Genomic DNA, 25,429 nt, shown 5'->3' with positions numbered 1-25,429 from the left:
TCATACATCAACGGTTTTCCCCGTCTTTTTTGATTACTATGACCGTTTTACTCCTATTTTAAAAGCAGCTATCAGAGTGCTTCCTTCTGATAGCTGCGCCTAGTGCACTTACTTAAACATCTTCGGAGAAGATCTGGTAAATTGGAGCCCCTTCACATTGTGCAGGGTAACGCAACCCTAGTAATACCGAGACCGAAGGTGCAACGTCAACTTGTCGGATTGTACGCTCTGTTGTAAATCCAGGCTTAATACCGTTACCTGCAGCTACAAAGATCGGCGAAACGGATGTCTCAAAGTATCCTTCTGAAGTTGAAATACTATCGCCATGCAATCGATTGTAGCCTTCTTCAACCGAGAAGAAAATATCTCCACATTCTGGTCCATTAGCACCAATTAACACAGCATCTTTGTTTCTAAGGCAGATGCCAATAACACGTTTACCCGTCCTGTCATCTCTGTAATTATACAAATCAGAGATGAGTTGTTCTTCTAAATCATATTTATCTTTCGGATCCACAATTCCATATTTATCACGTCCTTTGATATTCAGATAAATATAGTTACTGCGAATCTGAATGGCCCTTGTCTTCTCCCAATCAACTTCTCTTATAGAATTCCCATTTTCGTCTTTTTTCATGACGGTATAGCCCAAATCTTCCATAACCTTTGTATTGAGACCACCATATTCTCCAATAATAGGAGGTACGTTTTCTCCAACAATCAGACCATGATCACTTAGAACTAACACAGTCCAACCTTCATCTAATAAATGCATGAATTCGCCAAGATAATCATCTGTTTGGATATAGAATTTTTCGATAAACCCTTGATAGGTTTTCTCATCAGTGTGATCCCAGGGTGACAGTGTCTTCCCAAGATGCCATAACTGATGACCTGCACAGTCAATATTATGCAGATGGGAAAATACTACTTCATAGCCTTTTTCATTGATGCAATAATTCATGCAATCTGCTTGCCATTGGTTGTATTGTACCCAAGAAGGTTCAAAGATTTCACGTACTAATTCAGCATCTTCCCCGCCGATTAGGCTGACAGGCGGAACCACGCCAACATTTTCAACGATTTCACCAAAGAGAGATTTTGGATGCCATAATTGGTCATTAGCAATATCAAGAGCATTGCTGATCCAAAGCCTAACTTTATTGCCAAGGGGATCAAGTTCTAAAATCTTCATCGAACGGCAGGCAGGCTTAGTGACTTCTTTTTTGGTAACATCATCAATAATACCTGCTACCATTTCATCTCGCTCTAGGGTAACGATTGGTGCTTCTGCTTTCTTGTTCTTATAAATAGCCACTCGGTCGTATTCGCCGGCTTCATTTTTAAGAATTAAGGCAGGGCGTCTCATGACACCGCCAGAAGTCAAGATCGTGAATTCTTTAGCTCCTTCTGGAGCATTTGTCCAACCCGTAGCATCTTTGAGGGGAGAGTTTACAATATCATAAGCAACCTTACTGCCAATAACTACTTCTGTATCCTCGTCATCCATGACAAAGGTGCGAATTTCGCCGCCTTCACGAGCTGTATCCCCCCACCAAAGTTCCATCATCTCATCATCAACGTCTGCGTCTAAGGAGTCTTCCAAATCAGTGATGATGCAACCAACACCGGCTGGTTTATCCACCCTTGGTGCATAACGCACTTCTTTAATCTCAGGTGAAGCAACAATTACTTTTTCCCAGTCAAGCTGCGCAACGCCCATATTGACAGAACCTGGTTGCGTACCATCGACAACACTGAGATTTTCGCTATGAGAGGTTGGAGGCCAAGAACTCCCAGGCCAATGCCAAACGAGTGTCTTTAGTCCAGCTTCAGCTGTGATATTCCAAATTTGTTCTGCCGTACAATTACGAGAGTCCATATTATATACAACTGCATCCAGACTTTCCGGTGATTGTCTCCAATAACATGTAATACCATGGGTTCCCGGATAAGCACCGGTGGCGAGCGTCGTCCAACAAGGCGGTGTAATCGTTGGAATTGCCCCCAGCAGACGCAAATCTTCTCTAGCAGATCCGCGTTCAATAAATTTTTGTAAATTAGGCATTTTTCCCTCTGCTAAAAATTTCCGAGTAATTTTAGGGTCCATACCATCCACACCTAATACCAATAACTTTTGGGTAAGTGCTGTTCTCTTCAAAATACTCATCTCCTCTTATAAATTAGACTTACGCTTTATGACATCCTCCGAGTTAAGCGGAAGAAAAATTGACTTTCTCAAAGACTGAAGTCCTTTGTTATTGAACTTGTTATTTCATTCACTTTCAATTCGAATTATATTCAATTCGCGTTTATGTGTAAAATACCGACTAATTATGCCCCGTATAGTTAAGTTAACTAGGGCTTATTAGGATTTTTAATAGTTGAAGTTTTTCGATGACCGTGATCAACCATCCTGTTTTAGATACTTTTACTTATTCAAACTCATTTTATATTTGACGGCAAAAGGCGGCTTCTGGCTGAAGCCGCCTTTTGCTATTTTCCGGGCTGGTCTTACTTCGACAGCCCCGTATCATTAGTTTTCTTCCGGATAATCGACAGCTTGCACTTTACTTTCTCTGCCGAAATCCTCCTTGAGCATCTTGCATAGGGACAGCCCTAAGATGACGATAATAACTATAATGGGTACGCTGGTAGCAACAGATGAAAGCTGAACTACCGGTAATCCCCCCACCATCATGATAGCCACCCCGATTACTGCAAGGAGTGCACACCAGAAAAGTCTTGTCCAGCGAGGAGATTCCTGATCACTCCTAACCTCTTTGCAAGCAATCATGGAGATAACAAACGCATTGGAATCAATGGTAGTAGCTTGGAAAATAAGCATTACAAGTAAGAAATAGGGAATCACTATTTGGGTTAAGGGTAAGGTATGCAAGACTTGGGAAATCATTCCCGCAGCACCGGCATCTGCCAAAGTCTTATCAAGTGCTACCCCTTGATTAAGCAGAAGATCTACCGCATAGGTGCCGAAGGCTAAGAAGAACAGTGAACATCCGATTGTCGTTACAACCATCATATTTATAACAACATTTTTAATCGTTCTCCCCTTGGAAATCCTGGCAACAAATAATCCGAAATACATGGCCCATGCTGCCCACCAGGCCCAGTAAAACACTGTCCAGTCTTGAGGAAAACCGGATTTAGTAATCGGATCTGTATATAAACTCATCCGTAAAAAGTTAGTAGCCAAAACCCCTAAGCTGTCAACATAAAAAGATAACATAAATAAGGTGGGGCCTACAAGCATAACAAACGCTAATAATCCCATACATAACCAACTATTTAATTCCGACAATTTTTTAATTCCGCTATTTAAACCGGCGTAAGCACTATAGGTAAATACCGCTGCAACCACCAGTGTGACCCCAACTTTTACCGTCATAGTATCCGCAATACCCAGCATATCGGCGCTTACAGCCGCCATCATAGGTATAACCGTTCCTAAGGTTGTTCCTAATCCGCCTACCAGACCGATAATAACAAAGATATCGATAGCCTTGCCAAGCCATCCGTCTACCCGGTCCCCCAATATTCCCCTGCAAGCATAGCTTGGGTAGAAGAAGGGCTTTTTTCTCACGTGAATCATGTAGGCAAAGGCGATGGCCCCTGGGACAAAGATAGCCCAGGCCGTAACACCCCAGTGAAATATTCCATAAGCAATAGAGAATTGCGCAGCTTGTGCTGAAAATGCTTCACCCCAGAAAGGAGGAAACTTAAGATAAAAAATAGGCTCGGCCATGGACCAATAAACTAAACCTGCTCCAACACCGCCAGTGAACATCATCGATATCCAGCTGAAGTCTGAGAATTCTGGTTTATCATCTTTTCCGCCCAATTTTACATTGCCATATCTGCCAAAAGCCAACCAAAGTGAAAACACTACACAACCCAAAGCAAATAATAACCATAACCAGTCCATATTATAGGTTATAGCTTTTAATATGACTGAAACATAAGGTTGCAGCTCTTTACCAAAAATAAGCATTGGGGCATATAACAGAACACATAAAATAGCACTACCCCAGAAAACAACAGGATTAATACGAGCATATAAACCTTTAGACTTCTCTTGTGACAAGTTATTTCACCCTTTCTTGTGATTTAATCTTAGAACCGGATTAAGAAAGTAACTATTGAAACGATAATCAACTTTAATTAGTCTTTCCAAGGGCTTGGGGTCATATTATGGCACCCCACTTATAAAAATTAATAAATCGAAATAAGAGCGTTAACTTTTCCCCCTTCATAATTTAAGTCCTAATTGTGATTTTCATCACTTATTTGCAGATTATAATGTAATATAGGTTTATCTGTAAAATACTTAGTGATTATGCCCCCTATAGTTAATATAGAGAAGGGCTATTAAATTTTTCTATAGTTAAATCCTTACAATTATCTGCGATTTCCAATAATAGGTCTAATGATTATTGTTTTATTACTTTGTTATCTGAATAACTCATAGTATAATGAAGAGTAATAGTTAAGTTCAAGCCTCAAAAAATAAATTCCAAATCCTAAATTAAGCTATCAAGGATGGTTAGAAATATGCGCTTAGAACAATTATCCTATTTAATTGCTGTCCATGAATCTAAATCAATCTCATTAGCTGCTGAACGCTCTCATATATCCCAACCTGCGCTTAGTTCTGCCATCAGTAAATTGGAAGATGAACTGGGAGTTGTTCTGTTAAAAAGAACAAATGCTGGCGCTTTTCTTACTGAAATGGGAGAAAAAATTATTATTATAGCCAAAGAAGTGCTTAATAAGGTTGATGAGATCAAATCCATCGCCCAAGGAGATTCATTTGAGTTAACTGGAAACATCTCAATTGCAGTAGAGCCAAGCATAAATATTACAGTAATGCCTGATATATTAACAACGTTTAAACACAATCATCCTAAAGTTAATGCCATTTTGAAAGTCGGTGAATCGAATAATATTTTGCGAGATGTTCAATCAGGCAAAGCCGATTTTGGCATCATCTTGAAAACGGATGCTTTTTGCAGTTCTAAAGATATTAACTTCAAAGAATTATTTTCTGATGAATTTGTCATTATTGCTGGAAATAACTGCGAAATGACCAAGGAATCGATCACCATGTCTCTAAAAAAGGCTCTTTCGTTGCCTATACTTTTGTACAACACCGAGTACATTACCACTTGCGGAGTATCCAGTGTATTGCAAAAGTATGGTGATCTTAATGTTTCTTACAGGGTTGACAACTTAGAAATGATGGAAAAGATCTTATCCCAAGGAAAGACCATTGCGTTTGTCCCTCAATTTATGGCGGATGAATATGTCAAATCTAACATGCTAAAAAAAGTAACTCTAAGTGATGCTCATTTAGAGGTTTCGATTATCTTAATTTGGTTGAATCGTCACCATCTTTCCATGGTCGAAAAGGAATTTATCAGAGTGATCAAAACCGTTTGTTCTTTGAAGATGCAAAGATAACCCGGCTATCAACAAAGCATCTGAGTGTGTCTAAGGATGCCAATTAGTTAATAACACATGAAGGCTAAATTTGCCCTTTTGATGCAAAAGGGCAAATTTAGCCTTCATCATTTTGTCTAGTCATTCGTTATTTTTATTGCAAAAACCTAAATCACGTCACTAATTGTAAATCCAAACTTTTTTTACACTTTGTACAACAAATATTTATTGAAAACAAACGTAATTACTATTCCGGTAAGCCTTAGTTTTGGATAGCAACAAGAAACTCAACCCTTATTTTCGCTGTCCGACAGATGTTTTCTCCTGTATGCCTTAGGGGTCATGTTCATTTGCTGGACGAAAACACGATTAAAATAGGAAGGATCAGTGAAACCACATTCACTGGAAATTCGATAGGCGGGATAGCTGGTTGTCTCTAACAACTTGCAGGCATGATCTATCTTCAATTTATTGACATAATCTATATAGGTAACCCCTACTTCTTTTTTAAAGATGCGACTAAAATATTGGGGATTCAAAAAAACGTTGGCCGAGACTAATTGCAGGGGTAATTTTTGTTTGAAGTTATCGTGAATGTATTTTAATGATTTTTTAATAGAATATATCTGATTAGTTTCTTGTTCCACAATTTCTTCGTGGGCATGTACCTGGCACGCAGATGCCGTAGACAACACGTCTTGGAATACTTTCTTAAAAACGGACGGTTTAACGGGTTTGAGCAAATATTCCTGAACTCGAAGGTGAATTGCTGTCTGTGCATAAGAAAAGTCTGAACAAGCCGATAGAATTATAACGCATGCCTGAGGAAGAAACTCCCTTATCTCCTGAAGGGCCTGTAAGCCATCCATTTCAGGAAGAAGTATATCCATGACTATAATGTCCGGTCGATACTGTTTGGCCACTTTAACAGCCTGTGTACCGCTTTCACAGGTGATTATTTTATCTCTAGGGAGAAGTTCTTCGGCCACAATCGCTTTGAGAAATTCCAATTCGAGTAATTCATCTTCTACAATTAAAACTACGCTCATCACTATCGCCTCGCATTGGGTTTGCTTGGAATCGAGATCGTGACAGTACTTCCACTATAGTCTGATTTAGTGATTTTCAGCCCGTATTGTTCTCCGAAATATCGTTTCAAACGTTTGTCCGTACTGCGAAAACCTATTCCCAGCTTATTTTCCAATTGTTGCAAACCATCAAGGACTTCTTTGGGAAAACCATTCCCATTATCCATAACAGAAATATTAATGTTATCTTGATACTTCTCGGCATAAATTTTTATTTTGCCCCCGTCCCTCTTAGGAGTAATCCCATGGATTAGAGCGTTCTCAACGATGGGCTGTATGATCATATTGGGTATTCTATGGGCTTTAATTTGATCTGCAATGTCAATGTCATATTCCAAACGATTTTTATATCTTACCTTCTGAATATAAAGGTATTTCTCGATATTATCCATCTCGGCTCCGATGGTGTGTAGCTCATCGTCTTGCTTTAAGTTGTACCTTAATAAATCAGAAAGACAGTAAATGAGTTCTTCCGTTGTATGAGATTTTTCAAAATAGGCTATACGGGCTATGGAGTTTAGTGTGTTGAACAAGAAATGGGGGTTAATCACCAAGGACATGTTTTTAGCTTCGAGGTCTATAATCTTTTTTTCCAGCATTTCCTTTTCAATAGACAACCTTACTACTGCCTTATCCGCAGTATTGATGCTTTGAGAAAAGTCCTGGCCAATATTTTGGGAGATATGGTTACATATTTGTTCATGAATTTCAATTTTATTTTCTTCAATGGTTTTTATCGCAGCAATTGATTTAGCAATAGCTGCCGGTTCAATTTTTTTCTCCTTTGCCATGGCCATTATATCAATTAGATATTTCTGATATTCAGTGTCCGCTGAATAAACCTGCGCCCCGACGAGATATCCTATGGTTTGATTGTTAATATCAACTGGCAAAAGAATATTTTCCAGTCCGTGTTGGCAGATAAATCGGTCACACTTACCAGGTTCTAATCTGGAAATATAATCCGAACATATTCGCGTTTCATCTTCCTGGCAAATAAATTTGCAAAAATCGGGAGATGGATTAAATTCAAGCAGAATATTGCCACTGGTATCTACCAGCTGTAAAGAAATATTGGATAGGGATAATAGTCCGCTATAGCGCGAATACAGATTGGAATCCATTAATTTTTTTAATGTTTCGTCAGTCTTGTTCATGCTTTCGCCAAACTTCCTTTTCTATTGATTAATTCCTTTTACTTGACTGTTTTACAGGAGAACACCCTTCGAAGTGTTTTTAGATTCCTGTTGCGTTTGGCTTAACAAGCTGCCCTTATAATAAAAAAGAATCAACCACTGTCTACACAGTAGTTCAATTCATTAAATAGACAAGTAACCAAGCATTCCTTAAAGCATGTAACACCAAATGTTGTGAACCTTCTCCAAAAGAAGGCATCCGAAGATACGTAAATTCAGTTGCTTTTTTCATAATACAACAAATTATTTTATAATACAACATTGCCTGGAGTATGTGGGATCACCGCTCCAGAAAAGATGAAGGTCAAAACCTCCCCTAGGAGATTTTGACCTTTGCTGTAGTGGCTTGTCTAATAGAACATTATGCTTGTTTCTTAACTTGGGGGAGCATCATTTCTACGTCACCGTGTGGACGCGGAATGACATGAACGGAGATTAACTCTCCAACTCGCTGAGCTGCGGCAGCACCGGCATCGGTTGCTGCTTTGACAGCACCTACATCTCCTCTTACCATAACGGTAACTAAAGCACCGCCGACTTTTTCATAACCAATCAGTTGAACATTGGCAGCTTTCACCATGGCGTCCGCCGCTTCAATTGCTCCTACAAGACCTTTGGTTTCAATTAATCCTAAAGCTTCTGATCTACTCATTTTTGTTTCCTCCTAAAATTTTATTTTGTAATTGTTATTTTTGAAGTTGATGCGAGCTGCATGGCATTCGCTTCTTCCGTGTCGATATGAAATTCAAGTGCCGAGGTGTTATTTGCTCTGATGAGGACATTCGAGTAAGTTCCTCCTCGAAGTCCGTCTATTTGGATGGTTACCAATTCTCCATCCGTAACCCCAAAGTTATGGGCATCATCCAGGGTCATATGAATATGACGCTGGGCAATCAAAACCCCTTTGGAAAGAAGGATACTTCCTTTGGGACCAATAAGAGTGATTCCCGGAGTTCCTTGCAGGTCCCCGGATGATCTCACCGGCGCGGTTATGCCGAGTTTGAAACAGTCTGCCAGGAGTATTTCTACCTGAGTCTCTTTTCGCGCCGGCCCGAGGATGCGGACCTTTTCAATAGTCCCTTTGGGACCAGCCAGGATTAGCGTTTCCTTACAGGCATATTGCCTGGGTTGGGACAAATCCTTGGTTTTTGTCAATTGGTATCCTGCACCAAACAAGGTTTCCAAATCCACTTGAGAAAGATGAATATGACGGTTAGATATTCCTACAGGTATAGAGCTTAAATCCGCTTTTAAATACCCCCCATCTTTGATTGCTTCCAATAGAAGCGCTGCTAAATCGTCATACTTTCCCACGTTTAGTTACCACCTCTTTTTTTCAGGAGCAAAATAACTTCATTCACAACGTTCATAATCTGATCATCGCTAATGGCAGCAGGGCTGTTGCTCTGGGCTACGCAGGCTGAAGAGCAGGAGGTTGTGTTTTCGGTGAAGTCTTTAATTCCATAGGCTATACGTTTAATATTGATCAAGTGCATGGGGGTTACATTATCGGAGGTTGCACTTCCGCCCCAAGTACCACAACCCAGTGTAAAGGATGGGGAAAGTCCGGTACTTGCGCCCACACCGCCTTGGCTGGAGGCTGTGTTGACCAAGATCCTGAAGACAGGTTTTTCAGCGAATTTCATGACCATTTCTTGATTTTCCGTATGAATGGAAAGACTGTGTCCGACACCGCCGTTATTCAAGAGTTTAATGCACAGGTCACAAGCTTCCTGCCAATCTTTTACGGTATAAAATGCCAGCACGGTAGTCAGCTTTTCGTAAGACAAAGGATATCCTTCGCCTACGCCCTGTTGTTCCCCTAACAGGACTTTTGTGCCCGGAGGAATGGTTATGCCGACACTGTCTGCGATAACTGCAGCGGATCTGCCTACCATTTTCCCATTCATAGCATAGCCCCGGACAAACAATTTTTTGGCAACCTGGTTTGTTTCCGCGGGGGTCATGAAGTATCCACCCTGTCGTCTGAATTCTTCCATAACCTGGTCACGCATACATTCCTCGACGATAACTGATTGCTCGGATGCACATATGGTTCCATTGTCAAAGGTTTTACTGGCGATAATATTTTTGACGGCCTTCGTAATATCGGCCGTTCTTTCTATATAAGCCGGAACGTTGCCCGGGCCTACACCCAAGGCCGGTTTCCCTGCACTATAGGCAGCCTTAACCATGGCTGAACCGCCTGTTGCTATAATCATGGCGACTTCATCGCATTTCATGAGTTCATTGGTTGCATTCATGGAGGGTTTTGAGATACAGCCAATGATATTGGCCGGTGCACCGGCAGCTACTGCGGCATCGTTCATCAGTCTGGCTGCTTGCATGGTGCATTTCAAAGCTGAAGGGTGCGGGGAGAACACAATCCCGTTTCGAGATTTAATGGCAATAATGGATTTGTATATGGCCGTCGATGTAGGATTGGTCGAGGGAATAATCCCCATGAGCACTCCCACGGGTTCAGCAATTTCCATTATTTTATTGACCTTATCGTCTTTGATGACTCCAATGGTTTGCATGGGTTTGATGAATTCATACAGTTCTGTGGATGCAAAATGATTTTTGAAGATCTTGTCTTCTACTTTGCCAAATCCTGTTTCCTCTACTGCCAGGTTGGCCAGAGAAACAGCATTTTCCTCTGCTGCTTTCACCATATTGCGGATGATTTTCTCAATTTGTTCGCCATTAAACTTTGCAAGTTGAGCCTGTGCCAGTTTAGCCTGACGGGCAATATTTCTGGTCTCTTGCACGGATTGTAAATCATAATCAAAGTTTTCCAATTTGCTATTCCTCCCTCCACATCTCTATTTATTTTTACTGGCAGACAAGTTTACACATTTATGATCTTGCGTACAGGCTACTTTTGAATCTCCTGCTCGTAATATCCCGTGAGTTTCTGGATCAGTAAGTCCTTGTCTGCTTTGGATATGGCTCTTCCTGCAATGCCAAGTTCTTTGTATTCTCTTGCTAAATTTCGGAGTTTTACTACAGTAATCGTTCTCAGGAAATCCAAACCCTTTTCAAGGCCGAATTCCTGAACGAAGGCATCTACCCTCTCTTTGCAGAGTTGGTTCAGAATTATTTGCGCTGACTCAATGCTTTCTTGTCTGGTTTTGGCAGGTTCCGTCGATTCTATTGCTGTATCCTTATTTGGCAAGGGATCAACCATGCTTTCAATCTCCTGATGAGGTCTGGGAATGACATGATGAGAAACTAAAGACAAGGGACCAATCTTTTCAACCGCAGTTACACCTGCCTCCACAGCTGCTTTAACGGCTCCCACATCACCGGTTACTGTGATCGTTACCAGGCCGGCACCTACAAAGGTCTTCCCTAAAAGTTCCACTTGTGCCGTTTTTAGCATGACATCTGCACATTCAATAGCGGGAATGAGCCCGTGAGTCTCAATTAGGCCAAGAGCCTGCATAGCTTACCCTCCTATTGTTGCACCATAAGATCAGGCCAGTTTGCCGGATAGGTTACGTAAAAGAGTTTGACATAATCGGAGGAACCCCAGGTTACTTTAGAGCCATTAGGTACAAAGAGGACATCTCCCTGGTTAGCCTGATAAGTTTCACCATTGATGGTGATGGTTAAACTTCCTTCGAGAACAATATCAATCTCTTCATAGCATAATTCCCACTCAAAGCTGGATTTTTCAATGGTCAAAAAGCCTGCGCTCATTTGGGAATCCTCTTTACTGATCACTTCACGATAAGCTACTTCGGTGCTAGAATCGCCTGTGTCAAAGGTCTCCAGGTTTACTGTTCTGCCCCGTATGATTTTAAATCCACTTTTCGGGTCACAATCTGTACGGAAAGGCATTTCTGGAGTTGAAACGGGGACGTTTTCCAGGAGTCTATTAGCTAGTACCGCTTTTACCACTTGAAAGATCATTTCCGGGTCAATCTCGTTTTCCCGGCGGTCTTTTTTCGGCAGGCCAATCTCTTTACTTGTGTGATTTCCTTCTGCAGATGAGTCTGTAGTAAATTCCACGCCCAGTTCCTTGGCTAAATCCTTTGCCGCCGCTGTAATGATGGTATTGCAGTCTACGTAAAATACGCTTTGTCCCTTTTCCGCTGCTACTTTTACTTCGTTTGCTGAAACTAGTTTTTTCAAGGTCGCACCTCCTTTCTATCGTCTCGGGTATAGAAGTTTGTGTTTGTTAATTTAGAATAGCGATGCCCACAGCTTGTCAGAGGGCGAAGGAATTACCTCTGTATCAACTAACAAGCCCCGTTCGCAAGCGATGGATATTCCAGCTTCCATACCTGCTTCTACTGCGCCGACATCTCCGGTGAAGGTGAAGTAGGCTTTTCCGCCCAGCCCACTTCCCAAACGCAGTTCGAGAGCTTGTACATCAGCCGCTTTGAGTACTGCATCCGCTGAAATGATCATAGAAGCTAGCGAAAAACATTCCATAATACCCAAGGCTCCGATTCCATCAGGCATGGTTGTGGCCGTGATGGCCGGGAAAATGCCCTGATGGACATTGGCAAGGATGAAGCTATCTACCAGATATTCTCCTGCCATCTCAACACCTGCACTAATAGAGCTTTCTACTGCGGCAACGTCTCCTTTGATGATGGCTATATATTTTCCCGGACAGACAGGAGTAGCACTGACCACCTCAACGTAGGCTGTTTTAAGCATTAAGTCTGTTGCTTTAATTCCTCTGGCAATACTCGTAAGCTCAATCATCCCTATTGCACTATACATACGAACCCACCTTTATCACAATAGCATTATCGTTGATCTCAACCACAGTTCCATTGAAGCTGGAGTGAACGGCAGCTCCAAGACTGTTATCCGGAATTTTACCAACCAGTTGCCCCGCTTTCACCTGTTCGCCGATAGAGACGGCAGGGATTGCCGGTGCTCCAATGTGCTGTCGCAGAGCGATCTGGATGTATTCAGGTCGGAATTCGACCTCGTTCATGGGGGCGGGTTTATCGTAGGCTGTTAAACCGATTTTAATAACCAGACGTTTACTTGGAATAAGGCGATATTCTCTGGCTGATCTAGCCTGAAAATCCATCTGAATCGGCTGATATTTAATCCCTTGTTCTGCCAGCTTTTGCTTGAATAAGACATTGACAGATTTCGGATGAAGATTTACCGGGCAGGAGAATAATTCGCAGGCATTGCATTCACAACATAATTGGGCAATTTGTTGCTCCTTTACATCCTCTAAGTTGTAGCTCAGAGCTCGCATGACTTTATGGGGCTGCATATTGTGACCCAGCAGATAACGAGGACAGAGATCGGTACACATGCGACATTGTTCACAGGCAGTCTTGCCTATCACTCTTGCTCGATCAGGGCTTACGGTTTTTTTACGGATCAGAAAATGATCTTTTTTCAGGAGTACATAGCCTTTGCTCTTTTTGGTGACATACCCATCAATATTGTTCATGACAGAACCCATCATGGGACCGCCGTCTATTACGGCATAATCATCCAGGTTTTCCACTCCGCATTTTCCAATGACCTCCCGGATGGATACACCCACAGGTACTCTAAGAGTCCTGGGCTGAGGAATATCACCGGCAACGGTGATGTAAGTTTCCGTGACAGGGTTCCCGGCCATGGCCTTGCATATATTAAGTGCAGTTTCCGAATTGATAACCACACAGCCCACTTTCAGTGGAATAGATGCTTCCGGGACAATTCGTTGAGTCAGTTCATGAACCAGAACCTGTTCGTCACCGGCAGGATAAATATCCCGGAGTTCCATTACTTCCATGTAATCTGACAATCCCAGAGCGGCGATTCTTTCTCTCATAAGGACAATCACCTGTTTGTGTTTGCCCTTAATACCGATAATGGCCTTGCGGGCTTCAATATATCGTCCCGCCGCTTCCATTCCTCTGATGATTTCATCAGGAAACTTCTCCATTAATTGCTGATCCACTCTGAGCAGGGGTTCGCATTCAGCTCCATTAAGCAATAGATACTCGGCTTTGGACGTTAGTTTGGCGTGAGTTGGAAATCCAGCTCCTCCCGCCCCAATAACCCCGGCGCCCTTGACAATATTTACTAGATCCAACGTTTTCCCGCCTCCAGTTTTTTAAAACTTGCAGTCTTCATCAATAATTCCTACAATGACTGCATCAATCGGTACATCCTCCCGGCCCAACATTTTGCGGGCCGAGCTGCCATTACAGACAATCACTCGTTCGCCAACGCCGGCACTGATGGTGTCGGCAGCGATCATGAGACGTCCGGCATCAATACCGCCAAGGACTTCCACCAACATGAATTTCAGTCCCACGAGAGAATCGGCTTTTCTGGTTGACCATATACTATCAATTACTTTGGCTGCTATCATAGAATCTCACCTGTTTTCGCTTCTTTAAATTTATATTGTATTTCCTGAATAGCAGCTTCCACCGACGACGTATCTCCGAAGATAGCGATCATAATCAGATTCTGCGGGCAATGACCTTTAATGTCTTCTACCACTACTCCAGCCGCTTTTTCAGCAATATCAGCAGCAAAAACCATATCAATCAACCGTCCCTGAACCAAACCTACAGCATCATAGTTCTCAATAGAGATGGTTGAAGCGGAGCCTTTTCGCCGAAAGAGAATATCCACTGTCCCACTGGATGGAGATTTTATGATTCGATATTCCATGGTGAACTTCACTCCTGTCTAAAGGATTTCCTGTGTGCAGTTAAGTGCAATACCTAAAGGGGTTACAAACATAGGGTTTTGCGGCTTATAGGTGGGAAGGTTGGTTTGTTTGGCGATAATATCTTCGATTCCTTCCAAGCAACAGGTTCCACCTACCAGATAGATCTCTTTTACTTGGTATTCACGTATATGGCGACTGATAATGGATGAGACTTTTTCAATGACAGGACGCAATACGGGCATTAGTTCCCTATGATTTTTGAAATCCCGCTTATATTGATCCGCATCCTCAAAGCTCATTTTATAGGCACCGGAAATGACAAGAGAAAAGTGAGTGCCGCCTGTAGGTTCATCGTCGACATGAATTACTTTGCCGTCTTTGAGAATGGCAGTTCCCGTAGTGCCGCCGCCGATATCGACAATCGCTCCGTCTTGAATCTTCAGTACAGCATTAGCTGCCGTAGGTTCATCCAATACGTTGGTAACTTCAAAACCAGCCCCCTGAACGACATGTTTGATAGCCCCTGAGTCAAGGGTAACCGTCCCGGGAGGAAGCGCTGCCGCTGCGTAGATCAGTTCAACGCCCAGTTTCTCTTCCAGCTCCTGTTTTAATTCTTTAACTATGCGAATTGCACCGATATAATCTACCACCATGCCATCTTTGACAACACTGGCAAAGCGATAGGCGCCGGCCACAGGTTGATAGTTCTCATCAAGGACTGCAAGAACAATATAGGCTGTTCCCAGGTCAACACCGGTGTAATAAACGGAGGAGTTATTTAATATGGGTGTTGTGATGACTTTCTCAAAATCACGAACGAGTTGATCGCAGTATTGAAAAGCTGTCTTTACATTTTCCATTTTCTACCTCCAGAAAACTTCCACATTATTATGCAGAGTATGTTGATGATCAGATTAACCCTATCAATCAGGTCTTGACGTGAACAGATTTGCTTCTCTTCGTCCCAATAGGTTTCCAAAAGGGCTGGTTCGACCTCTCCCAGGGAGGCACGCAAGTGATTTAACAGAGCAATCTCTTTTCCATTTTCCAATCCCAGGTAAAACTCACTGATGTCAATAGATTGTTTCAGATTCTCGGCTCGTGTTTTAATTTCTTCTGCTGTCAATCCCCAAAATTGAAGGTTGTCCGGGACTATCTGTTTCCGTTCAGCGTTTCGCACATTCCTGAAGTATTTACCCAGCGTCATGACTTCCTCTGACAGGGCGGCCTCCCCCGTGTGTGAAAATTCTGTGGCAGTTAGGATAAATAAAGATTCTATGCATTCCATTTTTCCAAGGAGCCTCAGAGTACACCAGTTTTCCCGCACTTGGGTCTGACTCGTCTCATCGATTTTTGATGTTTTGCTGTCACTGCCCTGAGCCTGGACCAGCGCCACTCGTCTGTCCACCAGAAATTGACGGGCACCTGGGGTAATCTTTGTATCCGGTTCCAGAACATAAGTTTCAAAGGGTCCTGTTTTATATAAATCCCGCAGTTCCATTTCAGTGATGAATTTCATTGCCTCACCCCCCTTTCCTGACAAAGAATATATCTATATCAAAAACTCAATTATTTTAAGATGTTTCTTGTTTTCCAAGTGAATAAATATTGCTTCAAGGCTTCCACGCCTGTATTGTCGTTTAATGAAATCCAGAAGAAAGGTTCATCAATCCCGATTTTTTTTAACTGTTGAATACACAAATCAGCATTTTCCGGGACTAAATCAATCTTGGTAATTATTCCAATGACGGGACAAGTAAATGTTTTGGCAAAAGCAGGCGGATATACTTCCCTGGGTTTCGATTGATCAACAAGCATGAGCACATGAGATGCAGCTTGTGCTGTTGCAATCAGATATTTATACATAGAAGCGTTTTCCAGATATGAGCCCGGTGTATCAATGGTATTCTTCCCATAAATAACATCTTGGGTCTTTTTCAAGGGCCTAGTAGACTCATTTATAACATTGGCTAGGGTGGATTTGCCTGATTGGGTTGGTCCAAGGACCATAATTCGTTTTTTCATGTTCGTGTAATCTTGGCAGGCGTGAAGCCTAGCAGCTTTTCCAGGGTGTCATTAATGGCAATCATGGCCGCTTCGACACTTGCCACATCACCGGATATAACCAGTGATCCTGTAAATCGATCAAGAAAGCCGATCTCTACGTCAGAGGTCTTTGTGGCAACATCGGCTGCTATGATTGCTGTCTCACTGGGAGTAAGGGTTAAAATTCCAATCGATCCCTGTTCTTCAATGCCTAGACGTTCGTACAAGTCTTGTACCGGCGAGGCTATGATATGAGCCAGCGTGACTTGCTTGCCAGGCACGGATTCTTGGATAATACGTTTTCTGTCAAACTCATCGGCTGCACCCATAAAATCCCTCCGTCAGGTATACGTCTTTAATGTCTGATGACTTCAACTTGTAGGTCATACCCTTTTATGAACTCTTCGATTTTATCCAACTCTTCTTCTTTGAAGCTCAAATCTTCGCTGATGGCGTATTTCAAGTCCAATTGCTTATATTTGTTGATACCCAATTTATGATAAGGAAGCAAGTCAATACCCTGGAAGTTCTTATAGTTTTTAAAGGGCCGGAGAAATTCCAGAGTTCTGCGCAAGGTTTCTTCACTATCATTCAGTCCCCTGATGAGGGGCATCCTGACTTTAACAGTATGCCCGCGGCGTATGAGCTCTGTTAGGTTGTCCAGAATACGTTCATTGCGCACTCCCGTAAGTTCATAATGCCGCTCAGAATCAATTTGCTTAATATCGTATAAAAACAAATCGGTAAACTGGGCAATCATAAGCAGGGAATCCAGTTTTACATATCCCGAGGTTTCAATGGCTGTGTGAATTCCCATGCGCTTGCATTCTGTCAACAGGTTGGCCGCAAAATCCGGCTGTGCTGTGACTTCCCCTCCCCCAAGGGTGACTCCGCCGCCTGAACTGAGGTAGAAGGGCAAATCCTGTTGGATAATTTCCAGGGCTTCGGAAATTGTTTTATCCGTGCCGACAATGGATAGTGCCTGCTTGGGACAAACTGTTTCGCACTTTCGGCAACCAACACAGTCGATACTTCTCCTGACTTTATGCACGAGTCTTTCACTTTGGGTTTTCAGTTGCCCTTCTTCTCCCTCCGGGAAATGATGTATTTGGACGGGACAAACAGGAATACAGTTGCCACAGTCAATGCACAAATCTTCTTTGAACATGACTTGATATTTTCTTTCAAGTCCCTCCGGATTTGAACACCACTTGCATCTCAGGGGACACCCTTTGAAGAAAATTAATGTTCTGACGCCCGGTCCATCATAAATGGAATACTTCTGGACATTGAAGATTCTTGCCTTTCTTTCTAAGATGCTACCGGTTTCTGTACTCATAATGTCCCCATCCCTTTAAAAATCCCCAGCGAAAATTTAAGTCTGATTCCACCCTTTGGGAAGGTACTTTTTGAGAAGTCTTTTCCCCTCATCATTGATGGAGTAGTAAATGACCAATTCTCCCTCGTCATCAAGTGTCACATCATTATCGTCAAGGATATGGTTCGCTTTCATGTCGAGGAGATGATTCACAAAGACTTTCTTTGTAAACTGTTTTTCTGTGCCATATTCCGGTTTCAGCGCCTTCATAATCTCATCCGCGCTGGCTTTCTTGACCGTGGAAACATAATGAAGCATTCTGAATCGCAGTGGTAATGTGTCCGCCATGATTATGTCACATCTCCTTTCTTGAAGAACTCCTTCGGGTTAATAGCCACTAGAGTAGCCCCTATCACCACCAGAAGACTGCCTATGACCAAGTTCTGCGTAAGGGGGGATTTCAAGAAAACAACCGAGAAGATGACTCCCCACATGACATAGGTTCCGTTAAGAGCCATTCCTTTAGCCACGCCAATGGTAGTATTAGCCTTATACCACGCCAAGTATGATATCGCTCCCGCCAAGCCAACAATGGCAAATGCCCCGAGAGTTCCAGGCAGAGTGAAAACTTGGGAAACGATAACCCAGCCACCAACGATAGGAAGAATGAAAATCGCCAGAAAAAGTCCGGAAGTCAGTTGACGAATATTGATGGCAACCTTCGGGTCAATCATCGACATGCCAAATACCGCCAAAACGGCTTCTGCTCCCCAACCCAACGCGGCTAGTGATGCAAAGAGAAGACCGAGGTAGAAAGTTTCACTGTTCACGCCTTCGGGCGGAACATAGGATATGACGATAGCACCAACAACGGAGAGCATCATGCCAGCCCAAACGCGGGGCACAATTTGTTGTTTAAGGAAAATCCGGGAAAGAAGAGCACCAACGATGGGATATAAGGCTGTAATTGTTAAAGCATAAGCAGATCCTGCCAGAGAAATACCCAGTAGGTATCCGCCATTAGCAATGGGTCCACCCAATAAGGCGGCTACACAAACCATTTGACCGGGAAAGGTTTTAAGACTGCGGAGCACTTCCTTTAAACGTCCGGCTCCGCTGTTATAAAGGAGCAGCCATAGTCCTGCAAAAGAATCATTGATACAGGCGGCGGCCAGTGGGATGGCAAATATGGCAACATTTTCTCCCATAACAGGGATCATACTTAAAGCAAGGCCCAAGAGTACACTGTTTAAGCCCCAGGTAAAGCCGCTGAAAAGACCTGTAAAGACGCCTTTTCTAGTAAAGTCAGCATTCAGTTTTTCCTTCATCATAATGGCTTTTTGGTTTCCCGATATGCTCATCTCGGCAATACTCTCTCCTTTATGGAATATCTGTAAGAGTTTTAAACTCTTTAGATATTCCATATAGATTTAAATCATCTTAAAAATGCTCCAACACGGTTCTGCTAATAATTTCATCCTGTACTTCCTTGCACAGTTCTACGAAGTAAGCGCTGTACCCAGCGACGCGAATGATTAAGTCTCGATACTTGTCAGGTTCGATTTGCGCTTTCTTTAAAACTTCATTGTCAACATAGCTAAATTGCATCTGACCATTACCGAGGATGGAGGCTGTTCTGAGTAAGGTGATCAGGCCATTTTCCCCTTCCGGAGTTTCCAGAATGCCTCGCAACAGTTTGAAGTTGTGTACCATACCAATATTCATAGACTCGTTACTTAGCTTGCTAATGGATTTAATAATAGCTGTGGGTCCCAATTTGTCGGCTCCTTGTGTCGGGCTAATTCCATCTGACAAAGGTGTCCAGGCTAAGCGTCCATTCGCGGATGCACCAGTAATTTCTCCGATAGGCGTGTTGTTGGAAATGGATAGGGTGCCATGGGTGAAGTGAGAATACAGCATTTTAAAGGAATGGTGCACCCGTTCAGTCCAAATAATAAGATCTGAGGCAATTTCATCAACATAGTCATCGTCATTGCCGTATTTGGGTGCATTTAAACAATCCGTGCGAATAGATTCAAATCCTTCGTAATTCGCAATCAATGCGTCTCTGATTTGTTTTAGAGTATATTTCTTCTCTTCAAAAACCAGCTTTTTGATCGCTGCCATAGAATCGGCATAGGTTCCGAGACCGGAGAAGATAAGTCCAGGACCGTAATTGACTAGAGCCCCGCCACCTGTAACATCCGTGCCTTTTTCCATACACCCTTCTACCAGTAGGGACATAAGGGGTTTTGGAGCAATATCTCGGTGAACCCGCTGGCTGACAAGAGTTCCTATGGCAGATAAGCGGATAATATGCTCGATTTGTTGTTTACATGCAACATCAAATTCTTCATAAGTCTTGATATTGTCAAGATCTCCTGTGTCCAGGCCTTGCATGGTGCCATGCCATTTCATCATGCCGCGATTAAGAACAAATTCTATGGCAATAGGCCATTGGGTATAACCGGTGGATGTCCATTGATAAATTCGGCCGGACTTTTGCGGTTCTACGCAGCCCATAAGGCAATAATCCCGTGAATCTTCTATAGAGAATCCCTTGGCAAGCATCATTTTGATATGAGAATCATCAAAGTGACAGGCGGGGAATCCAAGCCCTGCTTTAACAACATCGACGATCTTCTTCAGATATTGTTGCGGTGATTTGTTGTGAATCCGGCAAGCAAGGGACGGTTGATACATCTTGGTAAAACGAACGGCATCCATGATCAAATAAGTCAGATCATTGGTTGCATCGCCACCGGTTCTCTTCTGTCCACCAATCGTTAAATTGATAAACGGTTGATAGCCTGCGAAATACTTTGCTCCCAGTTCGCTGGAAAGCCACATAACTTCAGAGCATTTAATAATAAAACTGCTTATCAGTTCAAAGGCTTCCAATTTGTTCATTCGGCCAGCTTCCATGTCGGCCTTAAACATAGGATAAATGTATTGATCCAAGCGTCCGAGAGAAATCCCCGTCTGGTTTTCTTCTACCACAAACAAGGATTCCAGCGTCCAAACGGACTGGAGTGCTTCCTGGAAAGTACGAGGTGGATTGGCCGGTACATAGGTCAAAATCTCTGAAATCTTGTAAAGTTCTTTCTGCCGGACTAAGTCGTGCTCTCTGTTAGCCAGTTCTCTCGCATAATCAGAAAGTCGTTTGGCATAAGCCAAAATACCGTCACAAGTCTCAATCTCTGCTTTATAGAAATAAATCTTATCCATGTCATCCGGATTTTCCATGGACAATTGGCTCAATTTGTCGACAGCTTCCTGTCTTACAGCGTTAATGCCCTTTTTAATCAATATGACATCGTATCCAGGGCAAGTGTCACCGCCGCCATTTACCTGATGGTAAGAGAGATCGCTAACAAAGGATTCCCCTGAAAATGACCATACCCCAGCTTCTTCATATTGATTCTGACAAATCTCGTCTACACTCTTACCTTCCCAGTAGGGGAAGATCTCATCCCGCAAAATCCGCTTGTCTTCTTCACTGATTTGGAATGGATCCTGGGCTCTCGTTGACATGGTATCTAATTCATCCCGCAACCATCTCCAGGCGATATCCGGGGATACTGCACCGGCTCTTGGTTTCCCGCAAGGATGTCCCACAATTAACTCATCGTTCTGAATTACCAAGGGAGCAGTCTCACAGGCTTTTCTAAAGCACTTGGCCCTCAGAAGAATTTTAGGTAACCCCACATTTTCTTTGGCAACTTGGGTAAAAGCTCTGGCACGATAGATACTGACACTCGGTTTAACCTTTAAATAAGCCGCTTTTAGTCGTTCCAGTCGGGGTGTCAGTCCTGTGATTTCCCCTTCATACACAGGCGATTTTGTCACAGCGTTTATTACCGGAGCTTTTGCTGACAATTCCTTGGAAATCCCCTGAAACAATTTCATGATGGCGGATGTTTCTTCCGGGGACAAATGTTTTGTGGCATCCGCAAATTTATTTGAAAACTCTTTGATATCCAACTTTCTTTCCTCCTCTTACTTTAGAAACATAAGCCTCAATGGGCATGTACCAAAGTATCTATACCGGCAACAAATTTTTCAGTACCACTATCGTCTCCGCATTACTTAAGTAGCTCAAGTAATTTTTCGAGGACCTCTTTTAAATCATCCGTACTTTCAATGGAGAGCTGATCAACACCCTTGGTTATATCCTCTATCTGCCGTACACCATAGCCGACTTTTCGGATATTAATCAAGTTCATGGGTGTGACATTATCAGAAGTATACCCGCCGCCTGCCGTACCGGAACCTAAGGTTAATGCCGGGAAGAGATTGGTTGTCGCTCCTATACCCCCTAATGACGCCGGCGTATTCACCAGAACTCTGGATACTGGTTTTTTTAGGGCAAATTCCCGAATCACATTCTCATTCTTCGAGTGAATGACCAAGGTATGTCCTCGGCCTTCATTTATAAGCAATTCTACGCATTTTTCACAAGCATTCATCCAATCCTTTTCAACGTAAAAGGCCAGAACCGGGCAAAGTTTTTCCCTTGAATAAGGATTGCTGGAGGAGACATATTTTTGTTCTGAAATCAATAATAACGTATTCTCCGGCACACATATGCCGCTATGCCGCGCCAACTCTAAGGCCGTTTTTCCGACAATCTCTGGATTCAAACTGCCATCAGGACGGAAAAAGAACTTACTGAGCTGAACTGATTCCTGCTCTGACATGAAATGAGCTCCATTTTTCCTAAGCTCTTGCCTTACTTCATCAGCGATACAGCCCTCAGCAACAATGGATTGTTCCGAGGCTGAAACAATTCCGTTATCAAAGGTTCTGCTGACAATGATATCTGCTACGGCCTTTTTTATATCAGCCGAACGCTCAATAAAGGCAGGGCCATTCCCCGGACCACCATAAATAGTCGGTTTGCCAGATGTATACGCTGCCCTGACCATCTTGGGCACACCCGTAATCAGAATGAGAGACGTATCTTTATGGTTCATCAAGGCAACCGTACCGTCCACAGCCAGCGTTCGCAAATATCCGATGGCGCCACTTGGCAATCCGCTTTCTTCAGCGGCCTGGATGAGTATGTCAAGTACCTGGGTGATTGTTTTTTTGGCCTTAGGATGAGGAGAAAAGACAATCGCATTACCCGACTTTATGGCAATCAGTGCTTTATAAATTGTAGTAGATGCAGGGTTGGTTGAAGGAGACAAGGCGACAATCACTCCAACGGGTACGCCAATATCCATGGTTTTATTTTCTTTGTCTTCATTTATAATGCCGACAACTTTCATGTCCTTGATTTTCTTATAGAGATAATCACTCGCAAAAATATTTTTGACAAGCTTGTCCTGCCATTTACCAAATCCTGTTTCTTCATGGGACATCACTGCCAGTTCTCTAGCATGTTTATAGGCTGCTTCAGCCATATTCCCGACGACTTTATCCAGTTTTTCTTGCGAAAAAGCCGCCAGCTCCTTTTGCGCCTCTCGGGCATTTTCTACAAGAATTCGAGCCTCTTGGACGGAGAGCAAATCATTGTCAATTCTATTCATAATTCCAGTCGCTCCCCCCTTTCCACTCGCAGAATCAATGATTTAACAAATGCGTTATTCACCAGTCGATAACGTATTTGGCGATAATCTTTTCAACCTCCGCATGAGGCCTGGCAATGACAAGGGAGCTATAGATCTGGCCTACCTTGCCTGCTTCTTTGACGCCGGCATCTACCGCTGCTTTCACCGCTCCCACATCCCCGCGAACCACGACGGAAACCAAACCGGAAGCCACGTTTTCATACCCAACCAATTCCACATCCGCAGCCTTGCACATGGCATCCGCAGCTTCCAGTACCGAAACCAGGCTGTACGTTTCTATGAACCCTAAAGCACTATTTTTGTCCACACGGGCTCCCCTTTCCAAATTAATGTTTCATTCCGCGTCTATGTCATGGCTCGAGACAATCTTGCCTATCCGGCTGATGGGACGCGGCATAACGTGGGAGGCTGTCAACTCGCCGATAGCTGCTGCGGCCGCTGCTCCCTTTTCTACAGCCGACCTCACTGCTGCTACATCCCCTTTAACCATGACCGTGACAAGCCCGGAACCCATATTTTCATACGAAACAAGAACAACATCAGCAGTTTTACACATGACATCTGCTGCTTGAATTGCCGGAACCATGCCTCTTGTTTCAATAAGACCTAATGCCTCTTCTCCAGAGTATTTCATAGAAACAACCCCTCTTTTCTTTCTATTAACATAGATTTAAACTTTTTAGGATTGTCTTTTTTATTTTTTAATTAAACCGATAATAATTTGTACTTTAATAATATCCCATGCAGAGCAATTTTTTTTGAAGAATGAATATGTATAATTAGCATTATTGTATCTAGCAAAATATAGTTATTGTACTAAAATGACTTATTTGAACAATCAAGACATAAGTTTAAAACTCATTCATCGTAAATTCATTTTTCCAAGCATTGATTTTGTTAGGATTATTTGCTAAAGTAAATTAACAAATAATCCTAAAATCCAAGTTTAATAACTTGGGGGAGATATATATGAGAATGGAAGAATTAGTCCAAGAAAAGCTGCGCCATGCTTTTCATGATGAAAGCATTATCTTTGATAAATCCCGCTTTGCCGGCGGACTTACCAATTACAACTACGTCATGACTATTAAAGGTATCGAATATGTCATCAGGCAACCCGGCGGCATGACGGAACAGATTATTGATCGAAAAATAGAAAGGGTCAATAATAACATTGCCTCTGAGTTAGGTGTGAACTCTGATTGCATTTACTTCGATGAAGACAGCGGCATCAAAATAAGCATAAACATAAAAAACAGCCAAAACTTGGCTCAAACTGATCCTGGCTCACCTGAAAACTTGGATTCCGTTTCCACTATAATGAAAAAAATCCACTCATATCCCAAGGGTTTTTTAAATCGCTTCGATTGGCAAGCAGAGCTCTGCAAATACGAACTGATTATTCAACAATTACACGGCGACCTTTTCTTTGATTACAAAACCCTAAAAAACCAGTTAGTCACTTTTGTCCAAGAAAATATTAAAAATACAATTTTGGTGCCCTGTCACAATGACACAGTGCCTGAAAACTTTATCATTGACGACACCGGCAAAACATATCTTATAGACTGGGAATATTCTGGAATGAACGATCCCTGTTGGGATGTGGCCGCCTACATTCTGGAATCTAAACTATCTTCGGAAGCAATTGGCCATTTAATTCAGAACTGCTTCAGCCAGCCACTGACCCCTATGGAAGAATTAAAGATAAAATGCTTTATGATGGCTCAAGATATACTCTGGACAGCCTGGGCTTTGATCAGACATTACAATGGGGATGACTTTCTCGAATATTGCTTATTTAGATATGAACGTTTCCGAAAGAATATCAAAGCAATGACCAACTCCCCCCATTGTTCCATTGCCAGCATGGTTACGAGTTGAACACCTCAACAAAAGAAGTGCCAATTCGACAAATGAAATGAATCATAATTCAAGCCCCGCCTTCATTAAAAAAAGGCGGGGCTTGAATTATTATATGAATTTTGCGATTTCCCTGGCAAGCAGAAGTACAAACAGCCAATTTTACGGCGATAGTGTCAATAAATGTTCGCAAAAACCATCCGAATTCCTAAAGGCAGATCAGC

Annotated in this window: 26 protein-coding genes; 2 read left to right on the top strand and 24 right to left on the bottom strand. The window is 42.6% G+C overall.

The window, feature by feature from the left end:
* Positions 1–112: 112 nt before the first annotated feature.
* Positions 113–2,161: an alkaline phosphatase family protein gene (locus LJE72_RS19915; RefSeq protein WP_229249741.1), complete on the bottom strand. Its 2,049-nt coding sequence runs from the start codon at positions 2,159–2,161 to the stop codon at positions 113–115.
* Between the two features lie 375 nt (positions 2,162–2,536).
* Positions 2,537–4,102, bottom strand: coding sequence for a BCCT family transporter (locus LJE72_RS19910; RefSeq protein WP_229249740.1), 1,566 nt, complete (start codon positions 4,100–4,102; stop codon positions 2,537–2,539).
* A 467-nt stretch (positions 4,103–4,569) separates the two neighbouring features.
* On the opposite strand from LJE72_RS19910, the gene LJE72_RS19905 reads away from it, so the two are divergent.
* A complete protein-coding gene (locus LJE72_RS19905; RefSeq protein WP_229249739.1) occupies positions 4,570–5,478 on the top strand; it encodes a LysR family transcriptional regulator in 909 nt (302 codons plus the stop codon).
* A 266-nt stretch (positions 5,479–5,744) separates the two neighbouring features.
* Here LJE72_RS19905 and LJE72_RS19900 read toward each other — a convergent pair whose 3' ends face one another.
* The 22 genes from LJE72_RS19900 to LJE72_RS19795 form a co-directional block, all read right to left on the bottom strand.
* Positions 5,745–6,506, bottom strand: coding sequence for a response regulator transcription factor (locus LJE72_RS19900; RefSeq protein ID WP_229249738.1), 762 nt, complete (start codon positions 6,504–6,506; stop codon positions 5,745–5,747).
* A 2-nt stretch (positions 6,507–6,508) separates the two neighbouring features.
* On the bottom strand, positions 6,509–7,702 hold the full coding sequence (locus LJE72_RS19895) for a histidine kinase (protein WP_229249737.1): 1,194 nt from the start codon (positions 7,700–7,702) through the stop codon (positions 6,509–6,511).
* A gap of 400 nt (positions 7,703–8,102) precedes the next feature.
* Entirely contained in the window at positions 8,103–8,393 is a 291-nt protein-coding gene (gene eutM / locus LJE72_RS19890; protein ID WP_073027707.1) for an ethanolamine utilization microcompartment protein EutM, read from the bottom strand.
* Between the two features lie 20 nt (positions 8,394–8,413).
* A complete protein-coding gene (locus tag LJE72_RS19885; RefSeq protein ID WP_229249736.1) occupies positions 8,414–9,055 on the bottom strand; it encodes a phosphate propanoyltransferase in 642 nt (213 codons plus the stop codon).
* 2 nt (positions 9,056–9,057) lie between these two features.
* Entirely contained in the window at positions 9,058–10,542 is a 1,485-nt protein-coding gene (locus LJE72_RS19880) for an acetaldehyde dehydrogenase (acetylating) (RefSeq protein ID WP_229249735.1), read from the bottom strand.
* A gap of 77 nt (positions 10,543–10,619) precedes the next feature.
* Positions 10,620–11,189 carry a BMC domain-containing protein gene (locus LJE72_RS19875; protein WP_229249734.1) on the bottom strand — a complete coding sequence of 190 codons (570 nt, stop codon included), beginning with the start codon at positions 11,187–11,189 and terminating at the stop codon, positions 10,620–10,622.
* Between the two features lie 11 nt (positions 11,190–11,200).
* A complete protein-coding gene (locus LJE72_RS19870; RefSeq protein WP_229249733.1) occupies positions 11,201–11,881 on the bottom strand; it encodes a cupin domain-containing protein in 681 nt (226 codons plus the stop codon).
* Positions 11,882–11,932: 51 nt separating this feature from the next.
* Positions 11,933–12,481, bottom strand: a complete 549-nt coding sequence (locus LJE72_RS19865) for a BMC domain-containing protein (protein WP_229249732.1) — start codon at positions 12,479–12,481, stop codon at positions 11,933–11,935.
* Positions 12,474–13,811 carry a 4Fe-4S dicluster domain-containing protein gene (locus tag LJE72_RS19860; RefSeq protein ID WP_229249731.1) on the bottom strand — a complete coding sequence of 446 codons (1,338 nt, stop codon included), beginning with the start codon at positions 13,809–13,811 and terminating at the stop codon, positions 12,474–12,476. The genes LJE72_RS19865 and LJE72_RS19860 overlap by 8 nt, the downstream gene beginning before the upstream one ends.
* Before the next feature lie 21 nt (positions 13,812–13,832).
* Positions 13,833–14,093, bottom strand: a complete 261-nt coding sequence (locus LJE72_RS19855; protein ID WP_073027696.1) for a EutN/CcmL family microcompartment protein — start codon at positions 14,091–14,093, stop codon at positions 13,833–13,835.
* A complete protein-coding gene (locus LJE72_RS19850; RefSeq protein WP_229249730.1) occupies positions 14,090–14,401 on the bottom strand; it encodes a BMC domain-containing protein in 312 nt (103 codons plus the stop codon). The genes LJE72_RS19855 and LJE72_RS19850 overlap by 4 nt, the downstream gene beginning before the upstream one ends.
* Positions 14,402–14,419: 18 nt before the next feature.
* Positions 14,420–15,262 carry an ethanolamine utilization protein EutJ gene (eutJ, locus tag LJE72_RS19845; protein ID WP_229249729.1) on the bottom strand — a complete coding sequence of 281 codons (843 nt, stop codon included), beginning with the start codon at positions 15,260–15,262 and terminating at the stop codon, positions 14,420–14,422.
* Positions 15,250–15,921 carry a cobalamin adenosyltransferase gene (locus LJE72_RS19840; RefSeq protein WP_229249728.1) on the bottom strand — a complete coding sequence of 224 codons (672 nt, stop codon included), beginning with the start codon at positions 15,919–15,921 and terminating at the stop codon, positions 15,250–15,252. The genes eutJ and LJE72_RS19840 overlap by 13 nt, the downstream gene beginning before the upstream one ends.
* Positions 15,922–15,971: 50 nt before the next feature.
* Positions 15,972–16,427, bottom strand: a complete 456-nt coding sequence (locus LJE72_RS19835; RefSeq protein ID WP_229249727.1) for a EutP/PduV family microcompartment system protein — start codon at positions 16,425–16,427, stop codon at positions 15,972–15,974.
* A complete protein-coding gene (gene eutS / locus LJE72_RS19830) occupies positions 16,424–16,777 on the bottom strand; it encodes an ethanolamine utilization microcompartment protein EutS (RefSeq protein WP_229249726.1) in 354 nt (117 codons plus the stop codon). Before eutS ends, LJE72_RS19835 begins: the two co-directional genes overlap by 4 nt.
* Positions 16,778–16,803: 26 nt before the next feature.
* Entirely contained in the window at positions 16,804–17,787 is a 984-nt protein-coding gene (gene cutD / locus LJE72_RS19825; protein ID WP_229249725.1) for a choline TMA-lyase-activating enzyme, read from the bottom strand.
* Positions 17,788–17,823: 36 nt separating this feature from the next.
* The gene (locus LJE72_RS19820) at positions 17,824–18,114 is read right to left on the bottom strand and encodes a hypothetical protein (protein WP_229249724.1); all 291 of its coding nucleotides are present in this window, start codon (positions 18,112–18,114) and stop codon (positions 17,824–17,826) included.
* Positions 18,115–18,116: 2 nt separating this feature from the next.
* Positions 18,117–19,127 (bottom strand): DMT family transporter, encoded by a 1,011-nt coding sequence (locus tag LJE72_RS19815; protein WP_229249723.1) that lies wholly within the window; start codon positions 19,125–19,127, stop codon positions 18,117–18,119.
* A gap of 79 nt (positions 19,128–19,206) precedes the next feature.
* Positions 19,207–21,750 (bottom strand): choline trimethylamine-lyase, encoded by a 2,544-nt coding sequence (cutC, locus tag LJE72_RS19810; protein WP_229249722.1) that lies wholly within the window; start codon positions 21,748–21,750, stop codon positions 19,207–19,209.
* Between the two features lie 101 nt (positions 21,751–21,851).
* Positions 21,852–23,300, bottom strand: coding sequence for an acetaldehyde dehydrogenase (acetylating) (locus LJE72_RS19805; RefSeq protein WP_229249721.1), 1,449 nt, complete (start codon positions 23,298–23,300; stop codon positions 21,852–21,854).
* 58 nt (positions 23,301–23,358) lie between these two features.
* Entirely contained in the window at positions 23,359–23,649 is a 291-nt protein-coding gene (locus LJE72_RS19800; RefSeq protein ID WP_229249720.1) for a BMC domain-containing protein, read from the bottom strand.
* Positions 23,650–23,676: 27 nt separating this feature from the next.
* Positions 23,677–23,976 carry a BMC domain-containing protein gene (locus LJE72_RS19795; protein ID WP_073027677.1) on the bottom strand — a complete coding sequence of 100 codons (300 nt, stop codon included), beginning with the start codon at positions 23,974–23,976 and terminating at the stop codon, positions 23,677–23,679.
* 335 nt (positions 23,977–24,311) lie between these two features.
* Between LJE72_RS19795 and LJE72_RS19790 the strand changes: the two genes are divergently transcribed.
* Entirely contained in the window at positions 24,312–25,226 is a 915-nt protein-coding gene (locus tag LJE72_RS19790; protein ID WP_229249719.1) for a choline kinase family protein, read from the top strand.
* The last annotated feature ends 203 nt before the right edge of the window (positions 25,227–25,429 follow it).

It is taken from the genome of Desulfosporosinus shakirovi, from assembly GCF_020595055.1.
In the GTDB taxonomy this organism is placed as follows: Bacteria; Bacillota; Desulfitobacteriia; order Desulfitobacteriales; family Desulfitobacteriaceae; genus Desulfosporosinus; species Desulfosporosinus shakirovi.
Note: the sequence above shows the minus strand (reverse complement) of the source record. Positions and strands in the feature narration are given on the sequence as shown.

Bases quoted from the DNA above. Each gene is read 5' to 3' on its own strand.
- LJE72_RS19905 (WP_229249739.1), top strand. From the start codon at position 4,570: ATGCGCTTAGAACAATTATCCTATTTAATTGCTGTCCATGAATCTAAA.
- LJE72_RS19900 (WP_229249738.1), bottom strand. From the start codon at position 6,506: ATGAGCGTAGTTTTAATTGTAGAAGATGAATTACTCGAATTGGAATTT.
- LJE72_RS19895 (WP_229249737.1), bottom strand. From the start codon at position 7,702: ATGAACAAGACTGACGAAACATTAAAAAAATTAATGGATTCCAATCTG.
- eutM (WP_073027707.1), bottom strand. From the start codon at position 8,393: ATGAGTAGATCAGAAGCTTTAGGATTAATTGAAACCAAAGGTCTTGTA.
- LJE72_RS19875 (WP_229249734.1), bottom strand. From the start codon at position 11,189: ATGCAGGCTCTTGGCCTAATTGAGACTCACGGGCTCATTCCCGCTATT.
- LJE72_RS19865 (WP_229249732.1), bottom strand. From the start codon at position 12,481: ATGTATAGTGCAATAGGGATGATTGAGCTTACGAGTATTGCCAGAGGA.
- LJE72_RS19855 (WP_073027696.1), bottom strand. From the start codon at position 14,093: ATGATAGCAGCCAAAGTAATTGATAGTATATGGTCAACCAGAAAAGCC.
- LJE72_RS19850 (WP_229249730.1), bottom strand. From the start codon at position 14,401: ATGGAATATCGAATCATAAAATCTCCATCCAGTGGGACAGTGGATATT.
- eutJ (WP_229249729.1), bottom strand. From the start codon at position 15,262: ATGGAAAATGTAAAGACAGCTTTTCAATACTGCGATCAACTCGTTCGT.
- LJE72_RS19840 (WP_229249728.1), bottom strand. From the start codon at position 15,921: ATGAAATTCATCACTGAAATGGAACTGCGGGATTTATATAAAACAGGA.
- LJE72_RS19835 (WP_229249727.1), bottom strand. From the start codon at position 16,427: ATGAAAAAACGAATTATGGTCCTTGGACCAACCCAATCAGGCAAATCC.
- eutS (WP_229249726.1), bottom strand. From the start codon at position 16,777: ATGGGTGCAGCCGATGAGTTTGACAGAAAACGTATTATCCAAGAATCC.
- cutD (WP_229249725.1), bottom strand. From the start codon at position 17,787: ATGAGTACAGAAACCGGTAGCATCTTAGAAAGAAAGGCAAGAATCTTC.
- LJE72_RS19820 (WP_229249724.1), bottom strand. From the start codon at position 18,114: ATGGCGGACACATTACCACTGCGATTCAGAATGCTTCATTATGTTTCC.
- LJE72_RS19815 (WP_229249723.1), bottom strand. From the start codon at position 19,127: ATGAGCATATCGGGAAACCAAAAAGCCATTATGATGAAGGAAAAACTG.
- LJE72_RS19805 (WP_229249721.1), bottom strand. From the start codon at position 23,300: ATGAATAGAATTGACAATGATTTGCTCTCCGTCCAAGAGGCTCGAATT.
- LJE72_RS19795 (WP_073027677.1), bottom strand. From the start codon at position 23,976: ATGAAATACTCTGGAGAAGAGGCATTAGGTCTTATTGAAACAAGAGGC.
- LJE72_RS19790 (WP_229249719.1), top strand. From the start codon at position 24,312: ATGAGAATGGAAGAATTAGTCCAAGAAAAGCTGCGCCATGCTTTTCAT.